Raw genomic sequence first — 24,199 nt, 5'->3', positions numbered from 1 at the left:
TCCACACTCGATCACCCTGGTTCTTTGTGGGTGCCAGTCAATTCAGGCCGCCTGGGCACGAATACGCTGGCTTACCATGCCCCGTATCAGCAAGGTCCTCATCGCGAACCGCGGCGAGATCGCCGTCCGCATCATCCGCGCGGCCCGCGACGCAGGCAAGGCATCGGTCGCCGTGTACGCCGACCAGGACCGTGACGCCCTCCACGCACGCCTCGCCGACGAGGCCTACGCGCTGAACGGCACCACGAGCGCCGAGACGTACCTGGTGATCGACAAGATCATCTCCGTCGCACGACGGTCCGGCGCCGACGCCGTGCACCCCGGGTACGGGTTCCTCGCCGAGAACGCCGACTTCGCGCGCGCCGTCATCGACGCCGGCCTGATCTGGATCGGCCCGTCGCCGGACTCGATCGAGCGCCTGGGCGACAAGGTCTCCGCGCGGCACGTCGCCGAGAAGGTCGGCGCACCGCTCGCCCCCGGGACCATCGAGCCCGTGCAGGACGTCTCCGAGGTCGTGGACTTCGCGGACGAGGTCGGACTGCCCGTCGCGATCAAGGCGGCCTTCGGTGGTGGCGGCCGTGGCCTGAAGGTCGCCCGCACCCGCGAGTCGATCCCGGAGCTCTTCGAGTCCGCCACGCGCGAGGCCATCGCCGCCTTCGGCCGGGGCGAGTGCTTCGTCGAGAAGTACCTCGACAAGCCGCGGCACGTCGAGACGCAGTGCCTGGCCGACGAGCACGGCAACGTCGTCGTCGTGTCGACCCGCGACTGCTCGTTGCAGCGTCGCCACCAGAAGCTCGTCGAGGAAGCGCCGGCCCCGTACATCACCCCGGAGCAGCACGACGCGCTGTACTCGGCATCGAAGGCGATCCTGCGCGAGGTCGGCTACGTCGGCGCCGGCACCTGCGAGTTCCTGATCGGCGCCGACGGCACCGTCTCCTTCCTCGAGGTGAACACCCGCCTGCAGGTCGAGCGCTGCGTCTCGGAAGAGGTCACGGGCATCGACCTCGTCCGCGAGCAGTTCCGCATCGCCGAGGGTGGCGTGCTCGACTACGACGACCCGGCACCGAAGGGGCACTCGTTCGAGTTCCGCATCAACGGCGAGGACCCGGGTCGCAACTTCTTCCCCGCGCCGGGCCCCGTGCACGCCTTCAACGCGCCGTCCGGCCCCGGTGTCCGCGTCGACTCCGGCGTCGTGTCGGGCGACGTGGTGTCCGGCTCGTTCGACTCCATGCTCGCGAAGCTCATCGTCACCGGCGCCACCCGGGCGGAGGCCCTCGAACGGTCCCGTCGTGCGCTGGCCGAGTTCGAGGTCACCGGTCTGCCCACCGTCCTGCCGTTCCACCGCGCCGTCGTGTCCGACCCCGCGTTCGCCACCGACGACGAGACGCCGTTCAGCATCTACACGCAGTGGATCGAGACGGACTTCGTCAACGAGATCCCCGCGTGGTCCGGCGCGACCGAGGAACTCCCGGCGCCCGCCGAGCGTGAGCGCGTCGTGGTCGAGGTGCAGGGCAAGCGCATCGAGGTGACCATGCCGTCGATCGTCGGTGGTGGCGCTGGTGCTGCCGGCCGTCGTCCCGCTGGTCCCTCGGCTCCCCCGAAGCGCCGGTCGTCCGCCGTGAAGGGCGGGCGCGTGGCGTCGGGCTCGACGGTGGCGTCGCCGATGCAGGCCACCGTGGTGAAGCTCGCGGTCGCCGAGGGTGACCACGTGGTGAAGGGCGACCTGCTCGTCGTGCTCGAGGCCATGAAGATGGAACAGCCCGTGCAGGCGCACAAGGACGGCGTCGTCACGGGGCTGAACGCCCCCGTCGGCCAGACGATCTCGTCCGGCCACGTGCTGCTCGAGCTCGCGTAGGGCGGCGCCGCCGGAACCAGGTTCCGGACACAGCACCCCGATTCGCAGCGGTGCTGTGTCCGATTCGTGGTTCACCAGGCCGGCGTGCGATGAATGGCGCGCGGCACGGGGAGACCAGCCCGACGGAGCACTGGTGGGGCTTCCCCGCCTGGCATGACGTCCCGCCACGTCAACCGTGCCACGCTGTTGACTTCCACCAGCCGCCGGAGTTGGTCCTCGCGGAACTTCTCGGCGACCACGACGTCCTCCGCGGTCAGGTCTCCCCGAACGGCTCGGTCGCGGTACTTCGTCACGCCGTCGAACTCGACCACGACGCCGTGGTCGGGGAACCAGAAGTCGACGCGCGCAAGGAAGCCGCCGGGTCCGTGGAACTCGTGCTGCAGTTCCGGCTCGGGAAGTCCGAGGTCTCGCATCACGAGATGCGCGATGCTCTCACCGGGCGACTCGATCTCGGCGTCGGCGAGCTCGATCAGCGCCCGTGCGCGCGCCCGCCCACGGCGGGTCGATCGTGACTCCAGCTCGGCCACCAGTGCGGCCTTGTCGATGCCCCTCCGCAACACTGCGTCCAGCACGACGATGGCGTGGCCCTGATCATGACGGAGAGCCACATCGACCGCCGTGGTGCAGAGATCTGTGACGACCATCCCGTCGACGACGCTGGTGCCGACGGATCGACCTCGGGCCGGCACCTTGTCGCTGAAGCGCAACCGCTGTGCTCGGTCTCGGCTGGTGTCCGTCAGGAGGACCCGGTCGGGTAGCGAGCCGAACCAGGGCAGGCCGTGGAGGACGACTGCGGATGCGTGGGAAACGACGAGGCCGTCGTGCGACGCCGCGAGGACCGCTTCGATCCGGGCGCGGTGGCGGACCGGCTCCGATGCGTCACGAAACGCGGATGCCGGGGTCGAGATCCCGGGCCCCACGCGGACGTGAGCGCCTTGCTGGCGCTCGCGTCGGAGGCTCCGGGCGGCGGAAGGGTCGATCGGCGAGGGCATCAACGGAAGCTGTTCCATCCGTGGAGGATCGCGCACCTCCAGTCGCACGAATTCACCATCACGACCAGCTGTGGACAACTCCCCCGCCGAGCCCTGACTTGTGGACTGCGCGCGACACCGTGGTCCGGACACAGCACCACGTAACGACGCGGTGCTGTGTCCGGAACCTGGTTCCGGCGCGCGCGGGACGCCTACGAGACGCGGGGGCGGATGTCGGCGGCGAGGGCGTCGACGAGGCGCTGGGCCTCGGCGGGTGACTTGGCGACGGTGTCGATGTAGACCTTCACCTTGGGCTCGGTGCCGCTCGGGCGCACGATGACCCGCGCCTCGCCGGACAGGTCGTAGCGCAGGATGTCGGACGGCGGGAAGCCCTCCACCCCGTCGGTGTAGTCCGTCACGGACTCGACCGCGAGACCCCCGAGCGACTCGGGCGGAGACGACCGCAGTGCCGCCATGATCGTCCCGATGCGCGACAGGTCGTCCACGCGGGTCGCCACCTGGCCGGAGGCGAAGGCGCCGAACTCGGCAGCGAAGGCCCCGAGCTGTCCGGCGATGGACGATCCCTCGGCCGCGAGCGACGACGCCAGCGACAGCAGCTCGAGCGCCGCGGAGATGCCGTCCTTGTCCCGCACCACCTGCGGGTCGACGAGGTAGCCGAGGGCTTCCTCGTACCCGAAGAGCAGGTCCGGGACCCGCGAGACCCACTTGAAGCCGGTCAGGGTGTCCCGGTACTCCAGGCCGTGGCGGGCCGCGACCCGCGACAGCGCGGGAGACGACACGATCGACGCCGCGAGCGTGCCGGTGACGCCGGCCGCCGACGCCCGGGACGCGGCTCGCCACCCGAGCAGCCACCCGACCTCGTTGCCGGACAGCCGTCGGTACGATCCCGAGCCGTCGGGGATCGCCAGGGCCAATCGATCGGCGTCGGGGTCGTTCGCGATGACGAGGTCCGCACCGACCTCGACCCCGCGGGCGATCGCCAGGTCCATCGCGCCCGGTTCCTCGGGGTTCGGGAACGACACCGTCGGGAACGCGCCGTCCGGCTCGATCTGCTCCGGGACCGTCGTCGGGATCGCGAAGCCCGCAGCGGCGAAGACCGCGCGTGCGGTCGCCCAACCGACGCCGTGCATCGCCGTGTAGACCACGCTGGGCTGCTGATCGACCGGAAGCGCAGCGGCCGGGACCGTTGCGGCGGTCGCGGCGACGTAGGCATCGACGAGCGCGGCGGTCGCGACCGTGTAGTCGGAGGCGCGTGGCAGGTCTGCGATCGATCCTGCGGCGACCACGTCGATCGCCGCAGCGATGGTCGCGTCGACCGATGGCACGATCTGCGACCCCTCGTCGTCACCGCCGAGGTACACCTTGTAGCCGTTGTCCCGCGGCGGGTTGTGGCTCGCCGTGACCATCACGCCCGCACCGACGTCGAGGTGCCGGACCGCGAACGCCAGCACGGGGGTCGGCAGCGCGGACGGCAGCAGCGTGACGTCGAGCCCGAGGCCGCGCATCACCTCCGCCGAGTCGCGTGCGAAGACGTCCGAGTTGACGCGGCCGTCGTAGCCGATGACGACGCTGCGCTGGCGCCCGGTGTCGATGAGGAACCGGGCGAGACCAGCAGCCGCCTGGGTCACCACGACGCGGTTCATCCGGAGGGGTCCCCAGCCGAGCTCCGCGCGGAGGCCCGCGGTGCCGAACGCGAGACGGCCGTCGAACCGCTCTACCAGCTCGCGGGCGGCAGCACCCGAGCCGTCGGCGGCCGCGTCGATGGCGACGGCCAGCTCGTCGTGCGTCTGGGCGTCGGGGTCCTGTGACAGCCACGCGCGCGCGGTCGCGAGCACGGCCTCCAGATCGATCTTCACCGGGGTCACAGCGCTGCGACGACGCGGGCCAGCAGGTCCGCGATGACGGGTTCGGCGGACTTGCCGGCCTCGAGCACCTCGGTGTGCGAGAGCGGCGTCTTCTGGATGCCGGCGGCGAGGTTCGTGATGAGGGAGAACCCGAGGATCTCCATGCCGGCCTGCCGGGCCGCGATGGCCTCGAGCGCGGTGGACATGCCGACGATGTGGCCGCCGATCGCCTTGGCCATCTGGACCTCGGCCGGGGTCTCGTAGTGCGGGCCGCGGAACTGCGTGTAGACGCCCTCGTCGAGCGTCGGGTCGACGGTCCGTGCGACCGCCCGCAGCCGTGCCGAGTACAGGTCGGTCAAGTCGACGAACGTCGCGCCCTCGAGCGGGCTGTCCGCGGTCAGGTTGATGTGGTCGCTGATCAGCACGGGCGTGCCGGGCGTCCAGGTCTCCTTTATGCCGCCGGCACCGTTCGTGAGCACCATGATCGAGGCTCCGGTCGCCGCCGCGGTGCGGACACTGTGCACGACACGGCGCACGCCGTGGTTCTCGTAGTAGTGCGTCCGCGCACCGATCACGAGGGCGTGCCGGCCGTCGGCGAGACGGATCGACCGGACGGTGCCGGAGTGCCCGGGGACGGCCGAGGCGCTGAAGCCGGGGACGTCGGACGCGGGGATCTCGGACACGGTCTCACCGATGAGGTCTGCGGCCTTGCCCCATCCGGACCCGAGCGTCAGGGCGATGTCGTGGCGTTCGATCCCGGAGGTCGACGCGATGACGGCGGCGGCCTCACGAGCGATCTCGAACGGGTCGGCGGCGGGGTCGTTCAGCGGGTTCTCCGTGCTCATGCACCCATGCTAGAGGGCCGACTCCCGCGTCAGTGCTCGCCGAGCGCCCGGTCGACGGCGGCCGTGATCTCGCCCTGGTCGAAGTGGTTCCGGATGACGATGACCTCGGCGTAGGTGTCGCCGATCGCCTCGACGAACTCCTGGCTCGTGAGGATCACGTTGGCGTCGGCCGAGACGTCGCGGACGGAGGCGACGTCCGCTGCGATGACCTCGGCCACCAGCCCCAGCGACGAGAGGGCCTTCTCCGCGTTGACCTTGAGGATCCCGCTCGACCCGATCCCCGCTCCGCAGATGGTGACGATCTTCATGCCGGTACTCCCATGATCGAACGGATCTCGTCCGCGGTCGTCGCGTCCGCCAGGCGGCCGGTGACCGTGGCGTCGTTGAACAGGTTCGCGATCGCGCCGATCGACTCGAGGTGCGAGCCGATCCCCGCGACCGCCAGACCGAGCACGACCCGGACCGGGTCGTTGTGCGGGTGCCCGAACGACACGGGTGACGCGAGGGTCACGACCGCGAGGCCGTCCCGCAGGACGGCAGCCCCCGGGCGCGCGTGCGCGAACGCCAGCCCCGGGGAGATCACGATGTACGGCCCGTGCTCGTCCACCAGGTCGATCATGGCGTCGGTGTAGGCGTCCGTTGCGGCACCGGAGGACACGAGCGCGCCGCCCGCCACCCGGAGCGCCTCGCGCCACGTGGACGCGGTGGCCCCGAGCACGACGGCGTCGTCCGGCAGCGGCGGCAGCGGCATGCGTCAGGCCTCCTGGTACCCGGAGGTGATGGTCGCGATGATCTCCTCGCGGTCCTCGAGCGGCAGGAAGGAGCCGAGCGCCGCGTTGATCTGGAACGCGGCGAGGTCGTCGAGGTCGTAACCGAACGTGCCGGCGAGCAGCGCGAGCTCCCGCGACAGGGTGGTGCCGCTCATCAGGCGGTTGTCGGTGTTGACCGTGACGCGGAAGCCGAGCTGGTAGAGCACGTCGAACGGGTGGTCGGCGAGGTCGTCGCCCCACGCCGCGATCGCGCCGGTCTGCAGGTTGGACGACGGCGCGACCTCGAGCGGGATCTCCCGGTCGCGGACCCACGACGCGACCTCACCGAGCGAGGCCAGGGTCGAGCCGTCCCCGGCGTCCGAGAGCGTGATGTCCTCGAAGATCCGGACGCCGTGGCCGAGTCGCAGCGCCCGGCCGTCGACCAGCGCCGAACGGATCGAGGCGAGGCCGTCCGCTTCGCCCGCGTGGACGGTGACCGGGAAGAGCTCGGCGGCCAGGAAGTCGAACGCCGCGCGGTGGTTCGACGCGGGGAACCCGGCTTCGGCCCCGGCGATGTCGAACCCGACGACCCCGTGGTCACGGTGCCGGACGGCGAGCTCGGCGATCTCGAGCGAGCGGTCGGCGTGCCGCATGGCGGTGACGAGCTGCCCGACGCGGATGGACCCGCCGGCGGCGTCGACGGCTTCCTCGATGCCGGCCTGCACGGCTTCGACGGTCTGGTCGAGCGTCAGCCCACCGCGGAGGTGCTGCTCGGGTGCCCACCGGACCTCGCCGTAGACGACGCCTTCGGCGACCAGGTCCTCGACGAACTCCTTCGCGATCCGGTGCAGTCCGGCCTCGGTCTGCATGACGGCCGTGGTGACGTCGAAGGTCTTGAGGTACTCGACGAGCGACCCGGAGTTGGACTGGTCGGCGAACCACTGCCCGAGTGCGTCCGGGTCGGTGGTGGGAAGGTCGATGCCCTCGGCCGCCGCGAGTTCGATGATCGTCGCCGGACGCAGTCCGCCGTCGAGGTGGTCGTGCAACGAGACCTTCGGCAGGTCGTTGATGACCGCTCCGGCGTCGGGCAGGCGGTAGGTCGTGGCGTCGGCGCTCATGACCCCCAGGCTAGCGGAGGCGTCAGGCGACCCGCCCGCGGGTGCGGGAAGCGCACGCGCACGTGCGCAACCCTCAGACGATCCGCTCCCGCACGATCGGCCCCCGCGCCTCCGCCGACTCCCCGATCGACCACGCCCCCTTGAGCGACTCCAGGGCCCGCTCGAACCGCGACGGCTCGTCCGTGTGCAGCGTCCACAGCGGCTGCCCCGCCGTGACCGTGTCCCCGGGCTTCACGTGGAGCTCGATGCCAGCGCCCGCCTGCACCGGGTCCTGGGCGCGTGCGCGACCGGCACCGAGCCTCCAGGCCGCGACACCGAACGGCAGGGCCTCCTGCGTCGCGAGCACGCCGGACGTCGTCGCCGTGACGACGTGCTGTTCGCGGGCGACCGGCAGCGCCGCGTCCGGGTCGCCCCCCTGCGCGGAGATCATCCGACGCCACGTGTCCATCGCACGCCCGTCGGCCAGGGCCTCAGCCGGGTCCGCGTCCGGCAGACCCGCCAGGCGGAGCATCTCGGACGCGAGCGAGAGCGTCAGCGACACCACGTCCGCCGGTCCGCCACCGGCGAGCACCTCGACGGACTCCCGCACCTCGAGCGCGTTGCCGATCGTGAGCCCGAGCGGGACCTCCATGTCGGTGAGCAGCGCCGAGGTGGCGACGCCGGCGTCCTTCCCGAGGTCGACCATCGTCTGCGCGAGTTCCCGCGAGGCCTCGTACGTCGGCATGAACGCACCGGACCCGAACTTCACGTCGAGCACGAGCGCCGCGGTGCCCTCGGCGATCTTCTTCGACATGATGCTCGACGCGATGAGCGGGATGCTCTCGACGGTGCCCGTGATGTCCCGGAGGGCGTAGAGCTGCTTGTCCGCGGGGGCGAGGCCGGACCCGGCGGCGCAGATGACCGCGCCGACGTCCTCGAGCACCTCGCCGAGACGCGCGTTCGACAGCGCGGCCTGCCACCCGGGGATCGACTCGAGCTTGTCGAGCGTGCCCCCGGTGTGTCCGAGCCCGCGGCCGGACAGCTGCGGCACGGCGACCCCGAAGGACGCGACCAGCGGCGCGAGCGGCAGCGTGATCTTGTCCCCGACCCCGCCGGTGGAGTGCTTGTCCACGGTCGTCTTGCCGAGTCCGCTGAACGACATCCGCTCCCCCGACGCGATCATCGCGAGCGTGAGGTCCCGGATCTCGCGCCGCTCCATCCCGTTCAGGAAGATCGCCATCGCGAGCGCCGCCATCTGCGGGTCCTCGACGTACCCGCGCGTGTACGCGTCGACGAGCCAGTCGATCTCGGCCGTCGCGAGGGCGGCTCCGGAGCGCTTGGTGCGGATGAGGTCGACGGTGTCGAACGGCTCGACGGCCATGGTTCAGTGCTCCTGCTGGTAGGTGGCGAGGGTGCGCGGCCCGAACGCGTCGGGGAGGACCTGGTCGATCGTGCGGATGCCGGAGACGGTCTCGAGCAGCATGCCCTCGGCCGAGTGCTCGAACAGCAGCTGCCGGCACCGGCCGCACGGCATGAGCGTCGCGCCGTCGCCGTCGACGCACGTGAAGGCGACGAGCCTGCCGCCGCCGGTCATGTGCAGCTGCGACACGAGGGAACACTCGGCGCACAGGGTGACCCCGTACGAGGCGTTCTCGACGTTGCAGCCGGACACGATCCGACCGTCGTCGGTGAGCGCAGCGGCGCCCACCGGGAAGGACGAGTAGGGCGCGTAGGCGCGCCGCATGGCGGCCGTGGCCGCCTCACGGAGCGCGCTCCAGTCGATCGCGTCGTCTGCCGCGTCGGCCGGGAGGAACGGGGTGGCGTCCGCCCCGCCGGCCAGGCTGGTGGCCGGGTCGGTCCAAGCCGTGGCGTCGTCGTCCGCAGCGTTCGTGTCGGTCATGTGCCGTGCCTCCCGGCTAACTCTTGATGTAGGGCTTGCCGGATGCCGCCGGACCCCGCGACTGTCCGACCAGGCCGGCCACCGCGAAGATCGTGACGACGTAGGGCAGCATGAGCAGGAACTCGCTCGGGACCGGCGAGTTGATCGATCCCAGGACGTTCTGCAGGTTCGACGCGAAGCCGAAGAGCAGCGCCGCCAGCGTCGCCCGGATCGGGTCCCAGCGACCGAAGATCACCGCGGCGAGGGCGATGTAGCCGGCGCCCGCGGTCATGTCCTTCGCGAACGGCCCGACCGAGCCGAGCGTGAAGTACGCACCGCCGAGCCCGGCGACCGCGCCGGCGAGCGACACGTTCCAGAAGCGGGTCCGCGACACGTTGATGCCGACCGTGTCCGCGGCCTGCGGGTGCTCGCCCACCGCACGCAGGCGGAGGCCCCAGCGGGTCTTGAACAGCGCGAACGTGACCACCGCGACGGCGATGTAGGCCAGGTAGACGATGACGTTCTGCTCGAAGAAGACCGGGCCGATGACGGGGATCTGGTGCAGCAGCGGGATCGGCAGCGTCGGGAAGCGGATGCCGACGTTGAGCGTCTGTTCGGCGGGCGACAGGACCTGCGAGTACAGGAACCCGGTCAGGCCGGAGATGAACGCGTTGATGACGACACCGACGATCACCTGGTCGACGAGGTACTTGATGCTGAACGCCGCGAGGACGAACGACACCAGGACACCCGCGATGATCGCGCCGACGAGACCGACCCAGGCGGAGCCGGTGAGCGAGCCGATCATCGCGGACACGAACGCGCCGCCGAGGAACTGACCCTCGATCGCGATGTTCACGACACCGACCCGCTCCGAGATGACGCCGCCCAGCGCGCCGAAGACGAGCGGGACGCTCAGACCGAGGGCCCCGACGAGCAGGCCGGGCAGCGGGATCGTCGCCCCGGCGGCCGCCCAGGTGAGGAACCCGACGACGAACAGGATCGCGAAGACGGACGTCACCCAGAGCGGCACGCGTCCGTTGCGGGACACGACCCACACGGCGTACGCGGTCCCGAGGGCCAGCAGCACGATGACGATCGTGCCGGTCGCACCGACGGCCAGCGGGACGTCGGGCAGCTGGAAGAAGTCCCCGGCGTTCGCCAGGCGGAACGTCGTCGAGCCGGGACGGTGCAGCAGGCCGAACAGCACGAGCGCGACGAGCGTGAAGACGCCGTACCCGATCGGCAGCTTCCAGCTGCGGGTGGTCTCGACCGGACGGTCGGTGAGCGGGGCCGCGTGCGCCGCCGTGGGACTCATGGTGCTCACGCTGCGACCGCCTTGCGCTTGGTGTTCTGCTTGGTGCGACGAGCGCCCGGCTGCTTGATCCGGAAGATCGCGCGGACGAGCGGGGGTGCCGCGATGAAGAGGACGATGAGGGCCTGGATCACGCTGACGATGTCGATCGGGATGCCGTTGGCGGCCTGCATCGCGTAGCCGCCGTTCTTCAGCACGCCGAACAGCAGCGCGGCCCAGAACACGCCCCACGGCTTCGACCGGCCGAGGAGCGCGACGGTGATCGCGTCGAAGCCGATGCCGGCGTCGATGTTCGAGGTGAAGCCCGTCGTGACCGCACCCTGCACCTGGTAGGCACCGGCGATCCCGACGAGGGCGCCGGAGATCACGAGCACCCAGACCGTCAGCGAGGGGACGCTCATGCCCGCGACCCGTGCGGCCCGGGGGTTCTCACCGATGGTCCGGAACTGGAACCCCAGCGACGACTTGTTCACGAGCCACCACACGACCACGACCGCGATCAGGGCGACGATGAACCCGAGGTCGATGCCGTACCCGGGGCCGAACAGCGACGGGAGCACCGCGCTGGGGTCGGTCGCGGGTGAGATCGGGTTCGTGCTGCCCGGCGCCTGCAGGAGTCCGGGGGTGCGGAGCAGGTAGCTGACCAAGTAGAGCGCGACGTAGTTGAGCATGATCGTCAGCACGACCTCGTTCGCACCCGTCCGGGCCTTCAGCAGACCGACGATGCCGGCCCAGACCGCGCCGCCGACGATGCCGGCGACGATGGCGAGGGGGATGTGGATCGCAGCCGGCAGGTGGACCGCGAAGCCGACCCATGCCGCAGCCGCGGCACCGATCAGGATCTGCCCCTGGCCGCCGATGTTGAACAGGCCCGCGCGGAACGAGAGCGCGATGCCGAGACCGGCAGCGATGAGCGGGACCGCGTAGTCGATCGACCGCGTGAGCGGCACGACGGCCTGCCCGAACGAGCTCGCGCCGAAGTTGATCACCGACCCCTGGAACAGCGACGCGTACGAGCCGCCGACCGCGGTGCCGATCGCCTGCAGGGTGTCCGTCGGCCGGGCGAAGAAGTACCCGGCGGCGCTCCGGACGTTCTGGTCCGTGACGGCGATCAGGATGCCGCACGCGACCAGGGCGAGCACGACGGCCAGGACCGTGACGAGCACGGAGCCGTTCACGATGCTCTGCATCGCGGCCTGCCACCGGTCGGTGCCGCCGGCGCCGGCACGGCGCTCGGCGTCGGCTGCGGAGTCGGTCATCAGGTGCGGGGCACCGCCGACGTCCTGCAGGCGGTCGTCGACCGGCGCGGGTTCGGTGGTGACGGGAGGCGCGGTGTGCGTCTCCGCGTCGGTCGCGTCGGGCCGGTCGGTCACGTCGGGCCGGTCGGTCGCGTCGGGCGGTTCGGGCGTCGTGTTGTGGGGGTCCTGCGCGGTCACGCCGCCAGCTCCGTTCCTTCTGGGAGTTCCCCGGCCATCATCAGGCCGAGGACGTCACGCGGGGTGTCCGCGGGGACGATGCCGACGATCCCGCCGCGGTACATCACGGCGATCCGGTCGGCGAGCGCGACGACCTCGTCGAGCTCGGTGGACACGACGATGACGGGCACGCCGGAGTCGCGGGTCGCGACGATCCGCTTGTGCACGAACTCGATCGACCCGACGTCGATGCCGCGGGTCGGCTGGGCCGCGACGAACAACCGGAGGTCGCGGCTCAGTTCGCGCGCCAGCACGATCTTCTGCTGGTTGCCACCGGAGAGCCGACCGGCAGCGGTCGCTCGGGACGGGGTGCGGATGTCGAACTCGGCGATCTTCTCGTCGGCGAACGCGTCCCGTTCCGCGGCCCGGATGGTGCCCGCGCGGACGAACTCGGCGTGGTCGGCACGGTCGAGCATGAGGTTCTCGGCGATCGTGAACTCGCCGACGAGCCCGTCCTCCTGCCGGTCCTCGGGCACGAAGCCGACCCCGGCGTCGAGCACCTGCTTGACGCTCCGGCCGGTGAGCTCCCGCCCGTCGAGCGTGACGCGCCCGGCGTGGGCGGCCTCGAGCCCGATGATCGCCTCGGTGAGCTCGGTCTGGCCGTTGCCCTGCACCCCGGCGATCGCCAGCACCTCGCCACGACGGACGGTGAACGAGACGTCGTCGACCAGCACGACGCCGGACGGGTCGGTGACGGTGAGGTGGTCGACCACGAGGGCATCCTCGCCCTCTGTCGCCGGGGTCTTGTCCACGACGAGCGAGACGGAACGGCCCACCATGAGCGCCGCGAGCTCGTTGTTCGTGGCGGTGGGCGAGGCCTCGCCCACGACCTTGCCGAGTCGGATCACGGTGATGCGGTCGGCGACCTCGCGGACCTCGCGCAGCTTGTGGGTGATGAACACGATGGCGGTGCCGGCCGCGCGGAGCTGGCGCATGATGCCCATCAGCTCGTCGGTCTCCTGCGGGGTGAGGACGGCCGTCGGCTCGTCGAACACCAGCACGGAGGCGTCGCGGGACAGCGCCTTGATGATCTCGACCCGCTGCTGCACGCCGACCGGCAGGTCTTCGACCTTGGCGTCGGGGTCGACGTCGAACCCGAAGCGGTCGGAGATCTCACGGACGCGCTTGCGGGCCCCGGCCAGGTCGAGCCGACCGGCGAAGGTCGTCTGCTCCTGCCCGAGCATCACGTTCTCGGCGACGGTGAAGACCGGCACGAGCATGAAGTGCTGGTGCACCATGCCGATGCCGGCGCGCATCGCGTCACCGGGCCCGTCGAAGTCCTGGGCGACGTCGTCGAGCAGGATCTCGCCTTCGTCGGCCTGGTACAGGCCGTACAGGACGTTCATCAGGGTCGACTTGCCGGCACCGTTCTCGCCCAGGAGGCAGTGGACCTCACCCGGCTCGACGGTGAGCGAGATGTGGTCGTTCGCGACCAGGGGGCCGAACCGCTTGGTGATGCCGCGGAGTTCGAGCTTCATGTTCGGGATTCTATTTCTGTGTCGGACGCGCCAGGGAGGGTCAGCGCGCGAGAACGCGGGCGAGGGATCGCTCCCCCGCCCGCGTTCGCTGCGGTTACTTGACGGTTGCCTTCGTCTCGACCTTGATCGAGCCGTCGATGATGCCCGACTTGATCGTGTCGAGCTCCTTCGACAGGCCCTTGTCGACCTTCGACGCGTAGTCGTGGAACGGTGCGATGCCGACGCCCTCGTTCTTCAGCGTGCCGACGTACGGCGTGTTCGAGTAGTTGCCCTTCGCGGCCTGCTCGACGACGTCCTTCGTGGCGGGGCGCATGCCCTTCTCCACCGAGGTGAGCGCGATCGACTTGTAGCGCGGGTCGGCCTCGTACAGGTCGCTGTCGGCACCGATCAGGACCGAACCGTTGTTCGCGTCCTTGATCGCCTCGGCAGCGGACTGGTAGATCGGACCACCGACGGGCAGGATCACGTCGGCGTTCTGGTCGAGGAGCGTCTGCGCGACGGACTTGGCCTGGGTGCCGGCCGCGAAGCCACCCGTGAAGGAGCCCTTCTGGCTGTCGACGTTCCAGCCGACGACCTTCACGTTCTTGCTCTTCTGCTGGTTGTAGTACTTCACGCCGTCCGCGAAGCCGTCCATGAAGATCGTGACGGTCGGGATCTGCATGCCGCCGAAGGTGCCGACGACGCCGGACTTCGAGTAGGACGCGGCCGCGTAGCCGGCGAGGAACGCCGCCTGCGACGTGTCGAACGTGATCGGCTTGACGTTCTTCGCGGTGATCGAGTTGTCGTCGATGATCGCGAAGTTCGTGCCGGGGTTCGCCTTGGCCTGGGTCTTCGTCGCGTCGGCCAGGTTGAAGCCGACGGTGACGATCAGCTTGCACTTCTGGCCCAGCAGCTGCTGGATGTTCGAGGTGTAGACGGTGGCGTCCTTCGACTCGGCCTGCTTGTACTGGGAGCCGATCGCCTTGGCGGCGTCCTGCATGCCCTCGAGACCGAGCTGGTTGAACGACTTGTCGTCGAATCCGCCGTTGTCGGAGACCATGCAGGGCAGGAAGTCGGACTTCTTGGCGGACGTGGTGGTCGACGGGGCTGCGGAGCAGCCCGCGAGGACGGCCATGGTGCCGGCGAGCGCGAGTCCGGTGAGGACGACCTGGCGGGTACGAGATGTCACGGGTGGGTTCCTCCGGGGGGCTGTGCCCGGCCACTGCGCACCGGGCGATCGTGGCGACAGTACACGACCGCCTGGCCGGTACAGCACCCCGTCCGAGCCGTCTGGGGAGGCGTTACGGGATCGCGACCGCGCCGTAACGCGCCCGTAACCCGCGACGATCGCGCACCTGCGGCTCGCCGTCCCCGTCCGGATTTCGTTATGGAGCGCTACAGGACGTCGTCCCGGCCGCTGATCTTCAGTGCATCCACCACGCTCTTCACCCGCTGCGCGTTCGCACTCGTCGTGACGAGCAACGCGTCCGGGGTGTCCACGACCACGATGTCCTCGACCCCGATGAGCGAGATGAGCCGCTGGCTGTGCGACACGACGATGCCGGTCGACGAGTCCGCGAGGATGCGGGCGTTGTCCCCGAGCACCGCGAGGTTGTTCGTCCGGCCCCCGGAGACGAGCTTCGTGAGGGACGCGAAGTCGCCGACGTCGTCCCAGTCGAAGTCGCCGGGGATGACGGCCATGCGACCGGCGGCCGCGGCGGGCTCGGCGACGGTGTAGTCGATCGCGATCTTCTCGAGCGTCGGCCACACCGCGTCGACGACGGCGCCCCGCGCGGAGGTGTCCCACGCGTCGGCGAGCTGCTCGATCTCGGCCAGGAGCTTCGGGTTGGTGCGGCCGATCTCGGCGAGCAGGACGTCCGCGCGGGCGATGAACATGCCGGCGTTCCAGAGGTAGGTGCCCTGCTCGACGTAGGACCGCGCGGTGTCCAGGTCGGGCTTCTCGACGAAGCCCGTCACGGCGTGGGCGGTCACGGCGCCCTCGATGCCGAGCGCGTCCCCGTCGGCGTGGATGTACCCGAACCCGATGGCGGGCTCGGTCGGCGTGATGCCGATGGTCGTGACGTAGCCGGCTCGGGCAGCGGCGACGGCTTCGCGCACGGAGCGGCGGAACCCGCGGGCGTCGCCGATGACGTGGTCGGCGGCGAACGAGCCGACCACCACGTCGGGTTCACGGCGGACCAGGATCGCGGCAGCGAGCCCGATGGCGGCCGTGGAGTCCTTCGGTTCGCTCTCGAGCACCACGTTGTGGTCCTCGACTCCGGGGAGCTGCTGTTCGACGGCCAGGCGGTGCGCCCGGCCGGTCACCACCATGATGCGCTGGTCTCCCGCGAGGGGGGCGAGCCGGTCCCACGTCTGGCGGAGCAGGGAGGTCCCCGAGCCCGTCAGGTCGTGCAGGAACTTCGGCGCGTCCGCACGCGACAACGGCCACAGGCGCGATCCGATGCCCCCGGCGGGGATGATCGCGTAGAAGTCTTCGAGGGCGTCTACCACCCGCTCACCGTACCGGTCCGTCTGCGGGCAGCCTGGGCGCGCCCCGCACGATTCCCGCATGCGGCCTCCCGCACACCGTGTTCACCGCGTGCGCGGGCGGCGTTCACGTGGTCGGCCCCGGCGGGACACGCGCCGCGCGGAGCATGGGGTGCACCATGAGCGCACGCAGCGTGGAGCACGGCACGTCCCCACGGACCGTCGCCGTCGTGACCGAGAGCTTCCTGCCCACCCTCAACGGCGTCACCACGAGCGTCCTCGCCGTGCTGGACCACCTCCGGCGGCGCGGACACCGCGCGGTCGTGATCGCACCGGACGCCCCCGGCATCGCGGGCCTCCGCAGTCGCAACCAGATCGAGCGGTACAACGGGTTCGACGTCCACCGCGTCCCCGCGGTCGCGTACCGGCAGTTCCCGGTGGCGCTCCCCCACCCGGTCCTCGACACGATCCTCGCCGCCAGCGGCGCCGACCTGCTGCACGCCGCCAGTCCCTTCCTGCTGGGCGGGCGCGCCATCACGGCGGCCGGGAGGCTCGGCATCCCCTCCGTCGCCGTCTTCCAGACCGACGTGGCTGGGTTCGCCCGCCGCAACGGCCTGACCGCGGCCGCCCCGTTGGTCCGTCGGATCCTCGGCCGCATCCACGCCGGTGCGTCGCTGACGCTCGCACCGTCGAGCGCGACCGCGGCGATGCTCGCGGAGGACGGCGTCCCCCGCGTCGCGCGCTGGGGCCGCGGTGTGGACACGGAGCTGTTCCACCCCGCCCGGCGCACGTCGTCGCACGTCCGCGCCCTGCGCCGGCGCCTCGCGCCGGGCGGCGAGACCATCGTCGGGTACGTGGGGCGGCTGGCACCGGAGAAGGAGGTCGAGCGGCTCGCCGAACTCGGCGGCATCCCGGGCATCCGGCTCGTGGTCGCAGGAGGCGGTCCCTCCAGGGCGCTGCTCGAGCGACGGCTGCGGCACCTCGACGTGACCTTCACCGGCCCGCTCTGCGGTGACGCCCTCGCGGACGCGTACGCGGCCCTCGACCTGTTCGTGCACACGGGGCCGGCGGAGACCTTCGGACAGACGTTGCAGGAGGCGCACGCCACGGGGCTGCCCGTCATCGCCCCCGCGTCCGGAGGCCCGCTCGACCTCGTCGCGCCCGGGCTCGACGGCGACCTGTACGACCCGGACGGCGTGCTCGCACTGCGCTCCGCCGTCCTGCGCCTGCACCGGGACCGGGCGCTCGCGGAGCGGATGGGGTCCGCCGGTCGCGTGCGCGTCGAGGGCACGACGTGGGAGGCGGTCGGCGACGAGCTGCTCGAGCACCACGACACGGCGCGCACGATCGGGGCACCACCGGCCCCGTCGCGGGGTGCTCGGAGCGGGTGGAACGAGAACGTCAGCGCGCGCGCATAGGATGGTCGTGTTCCACCCGAACACGAACGGCAAGGGCTCGCCGATCGGCGAGCCCGTCCTACGGAAGGGCGTGCTCATGGCCGAGCAGACCGCAGGGAGTACGGCGACCGCCGCCCCCCAGGTGACGATCGAGGCACCGCGTGCCTCTCGCACCGGGCAAGGGACCCTGTACCGGGGTTCGACCGGCATGTGGTCGTGGGTGCTGCACCGGATCACCGGTGTCGCGATCTACTTCTTCCTGCTCGTCCACATCCTGGACACCGCGCTCGTGCGGATCTCGCCCGAGGCCTACAACGCCGTGATCGGGACGTACAAGACGCCGATCATGAACCTCGGTGAGATCGCCCTCGTGATGGCGATCGTCTTCCACGCCTTCAACGGCCTCCGCATCATCCTCGTCGACTTCTGGTCCAAGGGCCCGAAGTACCAGCGCTCCATGTTCTGGATCGTGATCGTCCTCTGGGCGATCGCCATCGCGGGCTTCCTGCCGCGCCAGCTCATGAACCTCGTCGCGGACTTCCACTAGGCCGAAGGGACCACACCGATGACCACACAGACCATCGAGCCGCCCCGCTCGGCAGCAGCAGCCCGCCGCACCACCAACTGGGAGAAGTGGGGCTGGATCTACATGCGCGCGTCGGGCGTCCTGCTCGTCGTGCTCATCTTCGGCCACCTGTTCGTGAACATGGTCGCGGGCGGCGGCGTGAAGCAGATCGACTTCGCCTTCGTCGCCGGCAAGTGGGCCAGCCCGTTCTGGCAGGTCTGGGACTCGCTCATGCTCGTCCTCGCGCTCGTCCACGGGTCGAACGGCATGCGCACGATCATCAACGACTACGTGGCGAAGCCCGGCATCCGGAAGACCCTGCTCGTCGCGGTCCTGATCGCCTGCGTCGTCCTGGTCGTCCTCGGCCTGCTCGTCTGCTGGACCTTCGACCCGTGCCCCGCCGGCGCCACCGCCGCTGACCTGCCGTCGTTCTGCCCGGCTCGCTGACCGCCCGCCGCACCCGAACTCGCACCAGCACGCCGCGACCACCCCTGCCGGCGAGCACCTCCTCCCCTGAAAGGCCCCAGTGACCGAGACCACCGTTCACCACCACCAGTTCGAAGTCGTCATCATCGGCGCGGGCGGCGCGGGTATGCGTGCCGCGATCGAGGCCGGACCGAAGGCGAAGACCGCCGTCATCTCGAAGCTCTACCCGACCCGGTCGCACACCGGTGCGGCGCAGGGCGGCATGGCAGCGGCGCTGGCGAACGTCGAGGAGGACTCCTGGGAGTGGCACACCTTCGACACGATCAAGGGCGGTGACTACCTGGTCGACCAGGACGCCGCGGAGATCCTCGCGAAGGAAGCGATCGACGCGGTCATCGACCTCGAGAACATGGGCCTGCCGTTCAACCGCACGCCCGAGGGCAAGATCGACCAGCGACGGTTCGGCGGTCACACGCGCGACCACGGCAAGGCACCGGTTCGCCGGGCGTGCTACGCCGCCGACCGCACGGGCCACATGATCCTGCAGACCCTGTTCCAGAACTGCGTGAAGCTCGGCGTGAACTTCTTCAACGAGTTCTACGCGCTCGACCTCATCATGGTCGACGTCACGGGCGAGGACGGGATCACCCGGAAGCAGCCCGCGGGGGTCGTGGCGTACGAGCTCGCCACCGGCGACCTGCACGTCTTCCACGCGAAGGCGATGATCTTCGCCACCGGCGGCTTCGGCAAGATGTACAAGACCACGTCGAACGCGCACACCCTGACCGGTGACGGCGTCGGCATCGTCTGGCGCACGGGTCTGCCGCTCGAGGACATGGAGTTCTTCCAGTTCCACCCGACCGGACTCGCAGGCCTCGGCATCCTGCTGACCGAGGGCGCTCGCGGTGAGGGCGCGATCCTCCGCAACGCCTCGGGCGAGCGCTTCATGGAGCGGTACGCCCCCACCATCAAGGACCTCGCGCCGCGTGACATCGTCGCCCGCTGCATGGTGCAAGAGGTCGCCGAGGGCCGGGGGGCCGGGCCGAACAAGGACTACGTGCTCCTCGACTGCACCCACCTGGGTGCTGAGGTCCTCGAGACCAAGCTGCCCGACATCACCGAGTTCGCCCGCACGTACCTCGGGGTCGACCCCGTGGTCGAGCCGGTGCCCGTGATGCCGACCGCGCACTACGCGATGGGTGGCATCCCGACGAACACCGACGCACAGGTCCTGTACGACAACACGACCGTGGTCCCGGGCCTGTACGCCGCCGGCGAGTGCGCCTGCGTGTCCGTGCACGGCTCGAACCGTCTCGGCACGAACTCGCTGCTCGACATCAACGTGTTCGGCAAGCGGTCCGGCAACAACGCGGCCGAGTGGGTCAAGACCGCCGAGTACCTGCCCCTGCCCGAGGACCCGGCAGCGGGCGTCCGGGACATGCTCGCGCAGCTCCGCGCCTCGACCGGCACCGAGCGCATCGCCGTCCTCCGCAAGGAACTGCAGGACGAGATGGACAAGAACGCGCAGGTGTTCCGCACCGACGAGTCCCTCGCCCGCGTCACCGAGACGATCCACACGCTCCGCAACCGGTTCACGCAGGTGTCCGTGCAGGACAAGGGCAAGCGGTTCAACACGGACCTGCTCGAAGCCGTCGAGCTCGGCTTCCTGCTCGACCTGGCCGAGGTCGTCGTGTACTCCGCGCGGAACCGCAAGGAGTCCCGCGGTGGCCACATGCGTGACGACTACCCGAAGCGCGACGACGAGCACTACATGCAGCACACCATGGCGTACCTGACGGGCGATCCGCACTCGTCACTCGCCGACGACCACATCACCCTCGACTGGAAGCCAGTCGTCGTGACGCGGTACCAGCCCATGGAGAGGAAGTACTGATGACCGACACCCTGGTCTCCGACGCGCCCCGCACGGACACGGTGCAGGACGCCCCTCCCGGGTCCTTCCCCGTCACGGTGATCGTCCGACGGTTCGACCCGGACGTCGACGACGAGCCGCGCTGGCAGGACTTCGACGTCATGATGCTGCCGACCGACCGCATCCTCGACGCGCTGCACAAGATCAAGTGGGAGCAGGACGGCTCGCTGACGTTCCGTCGCTCGTGCGCGCACGGCGTGTGCGGCTCCGACGCCATGCGCATCAACGGTCGCAACCGTCTGGCGTGCAAGACCCTGATCAAGGACCTCGACGTCTCGAAGCCGATCTACGTCGAGGCCATCAAGGGTCTGCCGCTCGAGAAGGACCTCGTCGTCGACATGGAGCCCTTCTTCAAGTCGTACCGCGAAGTCCAGCCGTTCCTGCAGACCTCGGTCGCCCCGACGCCCGGCAAGGAGCGCGTCCAGTCGGTCGCCGACCGCGCACGCTTCGACGACACCACGAAGTGCATCCTCTGCGCCGCGTGCACGTCGTCCTGCCCGGTCTTCTGGACCGACGGTCAGTACTTCGGTCCGGCCGCGATCGTGAACGCCCACCGGTTCATCTTCGACTCCCGTGACGAGGCTGCGAACGTGCGGCTCGACATCCTCAACGACAAGGAAGGCGTCTGGCGCTGCCGCACGACCTTCAACTGCACGGACGCCTGCCCCCGCGGGATCCAGGTCACCAAGGCGATCTCGGAGGTCAAGCAGGCGATCATGCGCGGGCGCGCGTGATGGTCGGGGCGGTCCCGGCGTCGTCATGGGGAGCACCGATAGGCTCCCGGCCATGACGTTCGCGGAGACCCGCCCCATCCTCGACCAGCTCGGCTACACGATCCGGTACGTGCAGCTCCCCGGTGAGACCCTGCACGAGCCGCCCGTCGAAGGTGCGCTGCGCATCGTGCAGGCCGAGAAGTCCGACTACGCGCTCGAGGTCGTCGACTACGGCACTGCTCGTCGTCTCGCCCTGGCCAGCGGCGAAGACGACGCCGTCGAGATGCTGCGTCGGTTCCTGAACCGGCCGTTCCCGGCACCGCGCGACATCCCGCGGCACGAGCTCGACGGCCTCCGCGACCGCGCCGGCTCGACCTACCCGCAGCTCGCGCAGCAGGTCGCACAGGCCGGTGAGCAGGGCCTCACCATCCAGATCCCCGCAGGCGTCCCGGTGGACCGTGTCGGCGGCCCGGACGGCTACCTGCTCCACCCGCTCGACACCCCGATGCCCGCACGGTCCCTGCCGCCGCACGTCGTGGCGGCGCCGGAGACGCACCGGTACCTGGTGGAGCGGCCGTTCCTGGTGACGGTCACGTTCGTCCGTCCCTGGTTCGACCAGCCAGGAGGCGCGCTCCGCTTCCAGACGGCGGATCCGTCCGTCACGGTGCGCGACCTGGTGGTCGACGGGTCCCTCGCCCGGCTCCGGGTGGTCTGAGTCACCACCGCACACATCGACGATCGCGCTGCACAAAACGGCCCCGACGACGCGGTCGGGGCCGTTCTGTCATGGGTCCGGTCAGCGGGCGACCGGTCGGTCGTACTGGGCGCCAGCAGGGTTCGGTGACAGGAGCCCGAACACGATGCCCGCGATGCCCGTGACGAGCGATATCAACCAGAGCGCCCCTGACAGGTTCGCGTCGTGCAGCCGCCGCCATCCGAGCGCCAGGGTCGGCACGATGGTCGCGAGCCACCACAGGAACCAGAGGCCCAGCAGGACGAAGGCGATCGCCGGCGGGGCGCTGGTGACCGAGGTGACGTTGCCGTACGCGTCGGTCCGGCCGGCCGAGACGGCCCACGAGATCATCGTGGCGGAGTACCCCCCGATGAGCACCGTCGTCACGATCCCGTTCGCGAGGACCCAGTACCAGTACTCGCTCCGGCTTGCTCGCCCGTCGAACTGGGCGTACTTCTTGAAGAAGCGGATGAACGCATCGAGGAACCCGATGCCGTACCAGGGGGCCCAGAGCGGCGGCTTCCCGTCCGGGCCGACAGGGATCTGTTGGCCGTACTGCGGGTACGGCTGCCCGTACGGCTGCTGGTTGTACTGATCGGGGTAGCCGTACGGCTGCTGACCGGCCTGCGGGGCCTGGCCGTACTGCGGCGGCTGCCCGTACTGCGGCGACTGCCCGTACTGCGGCGACTGCCCGTCCTGACCAGAGGGTTCGTACTGGCCCGGTTGACCGCCCGGGTGCTGCGGCTGCTGCTGGGCATCGCCCTGGCGGCGGTCCGCACCGGGAGACCCCCACTCCGGTGTTCCGTCGTTGCTCATCGGTTTCCCTCCGGGTGGTCGAACCGCGCGCCCTCTGGCTGGGACGGCAGGAACATCATGATGAAGACTGCGATCGCCCCGAAGAAGGGCACGAGCAAGAGCAGCGCGAGCAGCCCCGAGAGATTCGCGTCGTGGAGGCGACGAACGATCAGAGCGAGGGTGGGGATGATCAGGGCGAGCCCGATGATCCAGAACGGCGTGCCGGCGAGGGGATTGGTCGACATCGTCGAGAAACCGACGTGCCCCGACGAGGTCGTTGTCGTGGTCGTGCCCGTCGCTGCGACGAGGATCCCCGTGACGACCGATCCGACCGCACCGATGATCGCACTCCAGAGGTACCACCACCAGTACTCACTCCGGCTCGCACGGCCGGTGAACGTGGCGTACTTCTTGAAGAACCGCTTGAAGGCGCCGCCGAATGAGATGCCGTACCAGGGAGCCCACAGCGGCGGTTCGCCCTTCGAGCCCGCCGGGGCTTGGCCGTACTGCGGCGCCTGACCGTACTGCGGCGCCCGGCCGTACTGCGGGTCGTTGCCGCCCGGCTGCTGGCCGGGCGGGTTCTGCGGCGGGTACTGGTCACTCACGGGGTCCCCCTGCGGGTTGTGTGGCGGCATCGACAGCTGTCAGGACTGATCAAACCAGAACCGGACGCCGTCGTCTGCCCCGAGTCAGGGGTGCATCGGAGCTCAGGGGATCAGCGCGAGCTTCCCTCCGGGGTGCTGCGACTCCAGGACGGTGGCCGCCTCCTTCGCCTCGGCGAGCGGGAACGTGCGCGCGACCGGCACCTCGAGGTCTCCCCCACCGGCGAGGTCGATCAGCCGCTGCCGGACCGAGTCCCGGAAGGCCTTGCTCTCCGGCTGGGCGCCACCGACCGCGGGGAAGCCGTCGGCGGCAGCCCGCTGCTGCGCGGCGATGGTGACGATCCGATCGCGGTCGGCGACGAGCGCCAGCGAGACGTCGACCGCTTCGTCGCTTCCGACGCAGTCCATGGCCACGGTGATCCCGGAGGGTGCGAGGTCCCGCACCCGTGCCTCCAGGCCGTCACCGTAGGCGACCCATTCGGCACCGTACCGACGCACCGTGTCGGCGTTGTGCTCCGACGCGGTCCCGATCACCCGCGACCCGAGCAGGCGGAGCTGCTGCAGGAGGCTGACCCCCACCGCTCCGGACGCACCGTGCACGAGGACGGTGTCGCGCCCCTCGGCGCGGGTGACCCGGATCATGTCGGCAGCGGTGCTCCCGGCGAGCAGCAGGTTCGCCGCTTCCGGGAAACCGAGCGTCGGCGGCTTCGCGAACACGTCGGCGGCGGCGACCGTGAGCTGTTCGGTCCACCCACCGGCGACGCGGAACGCGATGACCTCGTCCCCGACCGCTCCCCCACCGGAGGCGATGGTGGTGTCCGGGCCGACGGCGCTGATGATGCCGGCGACCTCGTACCCGATCGGGATCGGCAGGGCTGACGGGTCGCCCTGTCGGGTGTGCTTCGTGTCCGCGGGGTTCATGCCGGCGGCACGCACGTCGATCGTCACCTCGCCGGGGCCCGGGGACGGGACGTCGGTGTCGACGTACTCGAGGACTTCGCTGCCGCCGAACCGCGGGGCTACCCAGTGCTTCGTCATGC

The 24,199-nt window shown here is 70.4% G+C and carries 23 protein-coding genes; 7 read left to right on the top strand and 16 right to left on the bottom strand.

Annotated features, from left to right (window positions below; all coding sequences use genetic code 11):
* The first annotated feature begins 76 nt into the window (after positions 1 to 76).
* A complete protein-coding gene (locus J7E22_RS10980) occupies positions 77 to 1,855 on the top strand; it encodes a biotin carboxylase N-terminal domain-containing protein (RefSeq protein WP_214981765.1) in 1,779 nt (592 codons plus the stop codon).
* Between the two features lie 71 nt (positions 1,856 to 1,926).
* Here J7E22_RS10980 and J7E22_RS10975 read toward each other — a convergent pair whose 3' ends face one another.
* From J7E22_RS10975 to J7E22_RS10915, 13 genes are all read right to left on the bottom strand, one after another.
* Complete coding sequence (locus tag J7E22_RS10975) at positions 1,927 to 2,499, bottom strand: hypothetical protein (protein WP_214981764.1); 573 nt, start codon at positions 2,497 to 2,499, stop codon at positions 1,927 to 1,929.
* A gap of 539 nt (positions 2,500 to 3,038) precedes the next feature.
* Positions 3,039 to 4,703: a phospho-sugar mutase gene (locus tag J7E22_RS10970; RefSeq protein WP_214981763.1), complete on the bottom strand. Its 1,665-nt coding sequence runs from the start codon at positions 4,701 to 4,703 to the stop codon at positions 3,039 to 3,041.
* A 5-nt stretch (positions 4,704 to 4,708) separates the two neighbouring features.
* Complete coding sequence (locus J7E22_RS10965) at positions 4,709 to 5,536, bottom strand: purine-nucleoside phosphorylase (protein ID WP_214981762.1); 828 nt, start codon at positions 5,534 to 5,536, stop codon at positions 4,709 to 4,711.
* Between the two features lie 29 nt (positions 5,537 to 5,565).
* The gene (locus J7E22_RS10960) at positions 5,566 to 5,844 is read right to left on the bottom strand and encodes a PTS sugar transporter subunit IIB (protein WP_214981761.1); all 279 of its coding nucleotides are present in this window, start codon (positions 5,842 to 5,844) and stop codon (positions 5,566 to 5,568) included.
* Complete coding sequence (locus J7E22_RS10955; RefSeq protein WP_214981760.1) at positions 5,841 to 6,287, bottom strand: PTS sugar transporter subunit IIA; 447 nt, start codon at positions 6,285 to 6,287, stop codon at positions 5,841 to 5,843. Before J7E22_RS10955 ends, J7E22_RS10960 begins: the two co-directional genes overlap by 4 nt.
* Before the next feature lie 3 nt (positions 6,288 to 6,290).
* The gene (locus J7E22_RS10950) at positions 6,291 to 7,403 is read right to left on the bottom strand and encodes an adenosine deaminase (RefSeq protein WP_214981759.1); all 1,113 of its coding nucleotides are present in this window, start codon (positions 7,401 to 7,403) and stop codon (positions 6,291 to 6,293) included.
* Positions 7,404 to 7,476: 73 nt separating this feature from the next.
* Positions 7,477 to 8,763 carry a thymidine phosphorylase gene (locus J7E22_RS10945; protein WP_214981758.1) on the bottom strand — a complete coding sequence of 429 codons (1,287 nt, stop codon included), beginning with the start codon at positions 8,761 to 8,763 and terminating at the stop codon, positions 7,477 to 7,479.
* 3 nt (positions 8,764 to 8,766) lie between these two features.
* Positions 8,767 to 9,282 (bottom strand): cytidine deaminase, encoded by a 516-nt coding sequence (locus tag J7E22_RS10940; protein WP_308159223.1) that lies wholly within the window; start codon positions 9,280 to 9,282, stop codon positions 8,767 to 8,769.
* Between the two features lie 16 nt (positions 9,283 to 9,298).
* Complete coding sequence (locus tag J7E22_RS10935) at positions 9,299 to 10,579, bottom strand: ABC transporter permease (protein WP_214981864.1); 1,281 nt, start codon at positions 10,577 to 10,579, stop codon at positions 9,299 to 9,301.
* 5 nt (positions 10,580 to 10,584) lie between these two features.
* Positions 10,585 to 12,012: an ABC transporter permease gene (locus J7E22_RS10930; protein ID WP_374193269.1), complete on the bottom strand. Its 1,428-nt coding sequence runs from the start codon at positions 12,010 to 12,012 to the stop codon at positions 10,585 to 10,587.
* On the bottom strand, positions 12,009 to 13,529 hold the full coding sequence (locus tag J7E22_RS10925; protein ID WP_214981757.1) for an ABC transporter ATP-binding protein: 1,521 nt from the start codon (positions 13,527 to 13,529) through the stop codon (positions 12,009 to 12,011). Before J7E22_RS10925 ends, J7E22_RS10930 begins: the two co-directional genes overlap by 4 nt.
* 94 nt (positions 13,530 to 13,623) lie before the next feature.
* Positions 13,624 to 14,697 carry a BMP family protein gene (locus tag J7E22_RS10920; RefSeq protein ID WP_214981756.1) on the bottom strand — a complete coding sequence of 358 codons (1,074 nt, stop codon included), beginning with the start codon at positions 14,695 to 14,697 and terminating at the stop codon, positions 13,624 to 13,626.
* A 206-nt stretch (positions 14,698 to 14,903) separates the two neighbouring features.
* Positions 14,904 to 16,019: a mannose-1-phosphate guanylyltransferase gene (locus J7E22_RS10915; protein WP_214981755.1), complete on the bottom strand. Its 1,116-nt coding sequence runs from the start codon at positions 16,017 to 16,019 to the stop codon at positions 14,904 to 14,906.
* Between the two features lie 155 nt (positions 16,020 to 16,174).
* Here J7E22_RS10915 and J7E22_RS10910 point away from each other — a divergent pair, with 155 nt between their 5' ends.
* The 6 genes from J7E22_RS10910 (at position 16,175) to J7E22_RS10885 (ending at position 21,744) form a co-directional block, all read left to right on the top strand.
* On the top strand, positions 16,175 to 17,413 hold the full coding sequence (locus J7E22_RS10910; protein WP_251008984.1) for a glycosyltransferase family 1 protein: 1,239 nt from the start codon (positions 16,175 to 16,177) through the stop codon (positions 17,411 to 17,413).
* A gap of 76 nt (positions 17,414 to 17,489) precedes the next feature.
* Complete coding sequence (gene sdhC, locus J7E22_RS10905) at positions 17,490 to 17,939, top strand: succinate dehydrogenase, cytochrome b556 subunit (protein ID WP_214981863.1); 450 nt, start codon at positions 17,490 to 17,492, stop codon at positions 17,937 to 17,939.
* An 18-nt stretch (positions 17,940 to 17,957) separates the two neighbouring features.
* Positions 17,958 to 18,404, top strand: a complete 447-nt coding sequence (sdhD, locus tag J7E22_RS10900) for a succinate dehydrogenase, hydrophobic membrane anchor protein (protein WP_214981753.1) — start codon at positions 17,958 to 17,960, stop codon at positions 18,402 to 18,404.
* A gap of 79 nt (positions 18,405 to 18,483) precedes the next feature.
* A complete protein-coding gene (sdhA, locus tag J7E22_RS10895; protein ID WP_214981752.1) occupies positions 18,484 to 20,277 on the top strand; it encodes a succinate dehydrogenase flavoprotein subunit in 1,794 nt (597 codons plus the stop codon).
* On the top strand, positions 20,277 to 21,050 hold the full coding sequence (locus J7E22_RS10890) for a succinate dehydrogenase iron-sulfur subunit (protein WP_214981751.1): 774 nt from the start codon (positions 20,277 to 20,279) through the stop codon (positions 21,048 to 21,050). The genes sdhA and J7E22_RS10890 overlap by 1 nt, the downstream gene beginning before the upstream one ends.
* Positions 21,051 to 21,102: 52 nt before the next feature.
* The gene (locus J7E22_RS10885) at positions 21,103 to 21,744 is read left to right on the top strand and encodes a TNT domain-containing protein (protein ID WP_214981750.1); all 642 of its coding nucleotides are present in this window, start codon (positions 21,103 to 21,105) and stop codon (positions 21,742 to 21,744) included.
* An 81-nt stretch (positions 21,745 to 21,825) separates the two neighbouring features.
* Here the strand turns inward: J7E22_RS10885 and J7E22_RS17965 are convergent, their stop codons facing one another.
* The 3 genes from J7E22_RS17965 to J7E22_RS10870 form a co-directional block, all read right to left on the bottom strand.
* Complete coding sequence (locus tag J7E22_RS17965; RefSeq protein WP_214981749.1) at positions 21,826 to 22,578, bottom strand: DUF805 domain-containing protein; 753 nt, start codon at positions 22,576 to 22,578, stop codon at positions 21,826 to 21,828.
* Entirely contained in the window at positions 22,575 to 23,162 is a 588-nt protein-coding gene (locus J7E22_RS10875) for a DUF805 domain-containing protein (RefSeq protein ID WP_308159222.1), read from the bottom strand. The genes J7E22_RS17965 and J7E22_RS10875 overlap by 4 nt, the downstream gene beginning before the upstream one ends.
* A gap of 102 nt (positions 23,163 to 23,264) precedes the next feature.
* Entirely contained in the window at positions 23,265 to 24,197 is a 933-nt protein-coding gene (locus tag J7E22_RS10870) for an NADP-dependent oxidoreductase (RefSeq protein ID WP_214981747.1), read from the bottom strand.
* Between the last annotated feature and the right edge of the window lie 2 nt (positions 24,198 to 24,199).

The organism is Curtobacterium sp. ISL-83, assembly GCF_018613895.1.
Classification (GTDB): domain Bacteria; phylum Actinomycetota; class Actinomycetes; order Actinomycetales; family Microbacteriaceae; genus Curtobacterium.
The sequence above is the reverse complement of the archived record's forward strand: the minus strand, read 5'-3'. Positions and strand labels throughout refer to the sequence as shown.

What these genes read in the sequence shown, in the direction of transcription:
- J7E22_RS10980 (WP_214981765.1), top strand. Translation starts at nt 77, where the DNA reads ATGCCCCGTATCAGCAAGGTCCTCATCGCGAACCGCGGCGAGATCGCC.
- J7E22_RS10975 (WP_214981764.1), bottom strand. Translation starts at nt 2,499, where the DNA reads ATGGTCGTCACAGATCTCTGCACCACGGCGGTCGATGTGGCTCTCCGT.
- J7E22_RS10965 (WP_214981762.1), bottom strand. Translation starts at nt 5,536, where the DNA reads ATGAGCACGGAGAACCCGCTGAACGACCCCGCCGCCGACCCGTTCGAG.
- J7E22_RS10960 (WP_214981761.1), bottom strand. Translation starts at nt 5,844, where the DNA reads ATGAAGATCGTCACCATCTGCGGAGCGGGGATCGGGTCGAGCGGGATC.
- J7E22_RS10955 (WP_214981760.1), bottom strand. Translation starts at nt 6,287, where the DNA reads ATGCCGCTGCCGCCGCTGCCGGACGACGCCGTCGTGCTCGGGGCCACC.
- J7E22_RS10950 (WP_214981759.1), bottom strand. Translation starts at nt 7,403, where the DNA reads ATGAGCGCCGACGCCACGACCTACCGCCTGCCCGACGCCGGAGCGGTC.
- J7E22_RS10945 (WP_214981758.1), bottom strand. Translation starts at nt 8,763, where the DNA reads ATGGCCGTCGAGCCGTTCGACACCGTCGACCTCATCCGCACCAAGCGC.
- J7E22_RS10940 (WP_308159223.1), bottom strand. Translation starts at nt 9,282, where the DNA reads ATGACCGACACGAACGCTGCGGACGACGACGCCACGGCTTGGACCGAC.
- J7E22_RS10935 (WP_214981864.1), bottom strand. Translation starts at nt 10,579, where the DNA reads ATGAGTCCCACGGCGGCGCACGCGGCCCCGCTCACCGACCGTCCGGTC.
- J7E22_RS10925 (WP_214981757.1), bottom strand. Translation starts at nt 13,529, where the DNA reads ATGAAGCTCGAACTCCGCGGCATCACCAAGCGGTTCGGCCCCCTGGTC.
- J7E22_RS10910 (WP_251008984.1), top strand. Translation starts at nt 16,175, where the DNA reads ATGAGCGCACGCAGCGTGGAGCACGGCACGTCCCCACGGACCGTCGCC.
- sdhC (WP_214981863.1), top strand. Translation starts at nt 17,490, where the DNA reads ATGGCCGAGCAGACCGCAGGGAGTACGGCGACCGCCGCCCCCCAGGTG.
- sdhD (WP_214981753.1), top strand. Translation starts at nt 17,958, where the DNA reads ATGACCACACAGACCATCGAGCCGCCCCGCTCGGCAGCAGCAGCCCGC.
- J7E22_RS10890 (WP_214981751.1), top strand. Translation starts at nt 20,277, where the DNA reads ATGACCGACACCCTGGTCTCCGACGCGCCCCGCACGGACACGGTGCAG.
- J7E22_RS10885 (WP_214981750.1), top strand. Translation starts at nt 21,103, where the DNA reads ATGACGTTCGCGGAGACCCGCCCCATCCTCGACCAGCTCGGCTACACG.
- J7E22_RS17965 (WP_214981749.1), bottom strand. Translation starts at nt 22,578, where the DNA reads ATGAGCAACGACGGAACACCGGAGTGGGGGTCTCCCGGTGCGGACCGC.
- J7E22_RS10870 (WP_214981747.1), bottom strand. Translation starts at nt 24,197, where the DNA reads ATGACGAAGCACTGGGTAGCCCCGCGGTTCGGCGGCAGCGAAGTCCTC.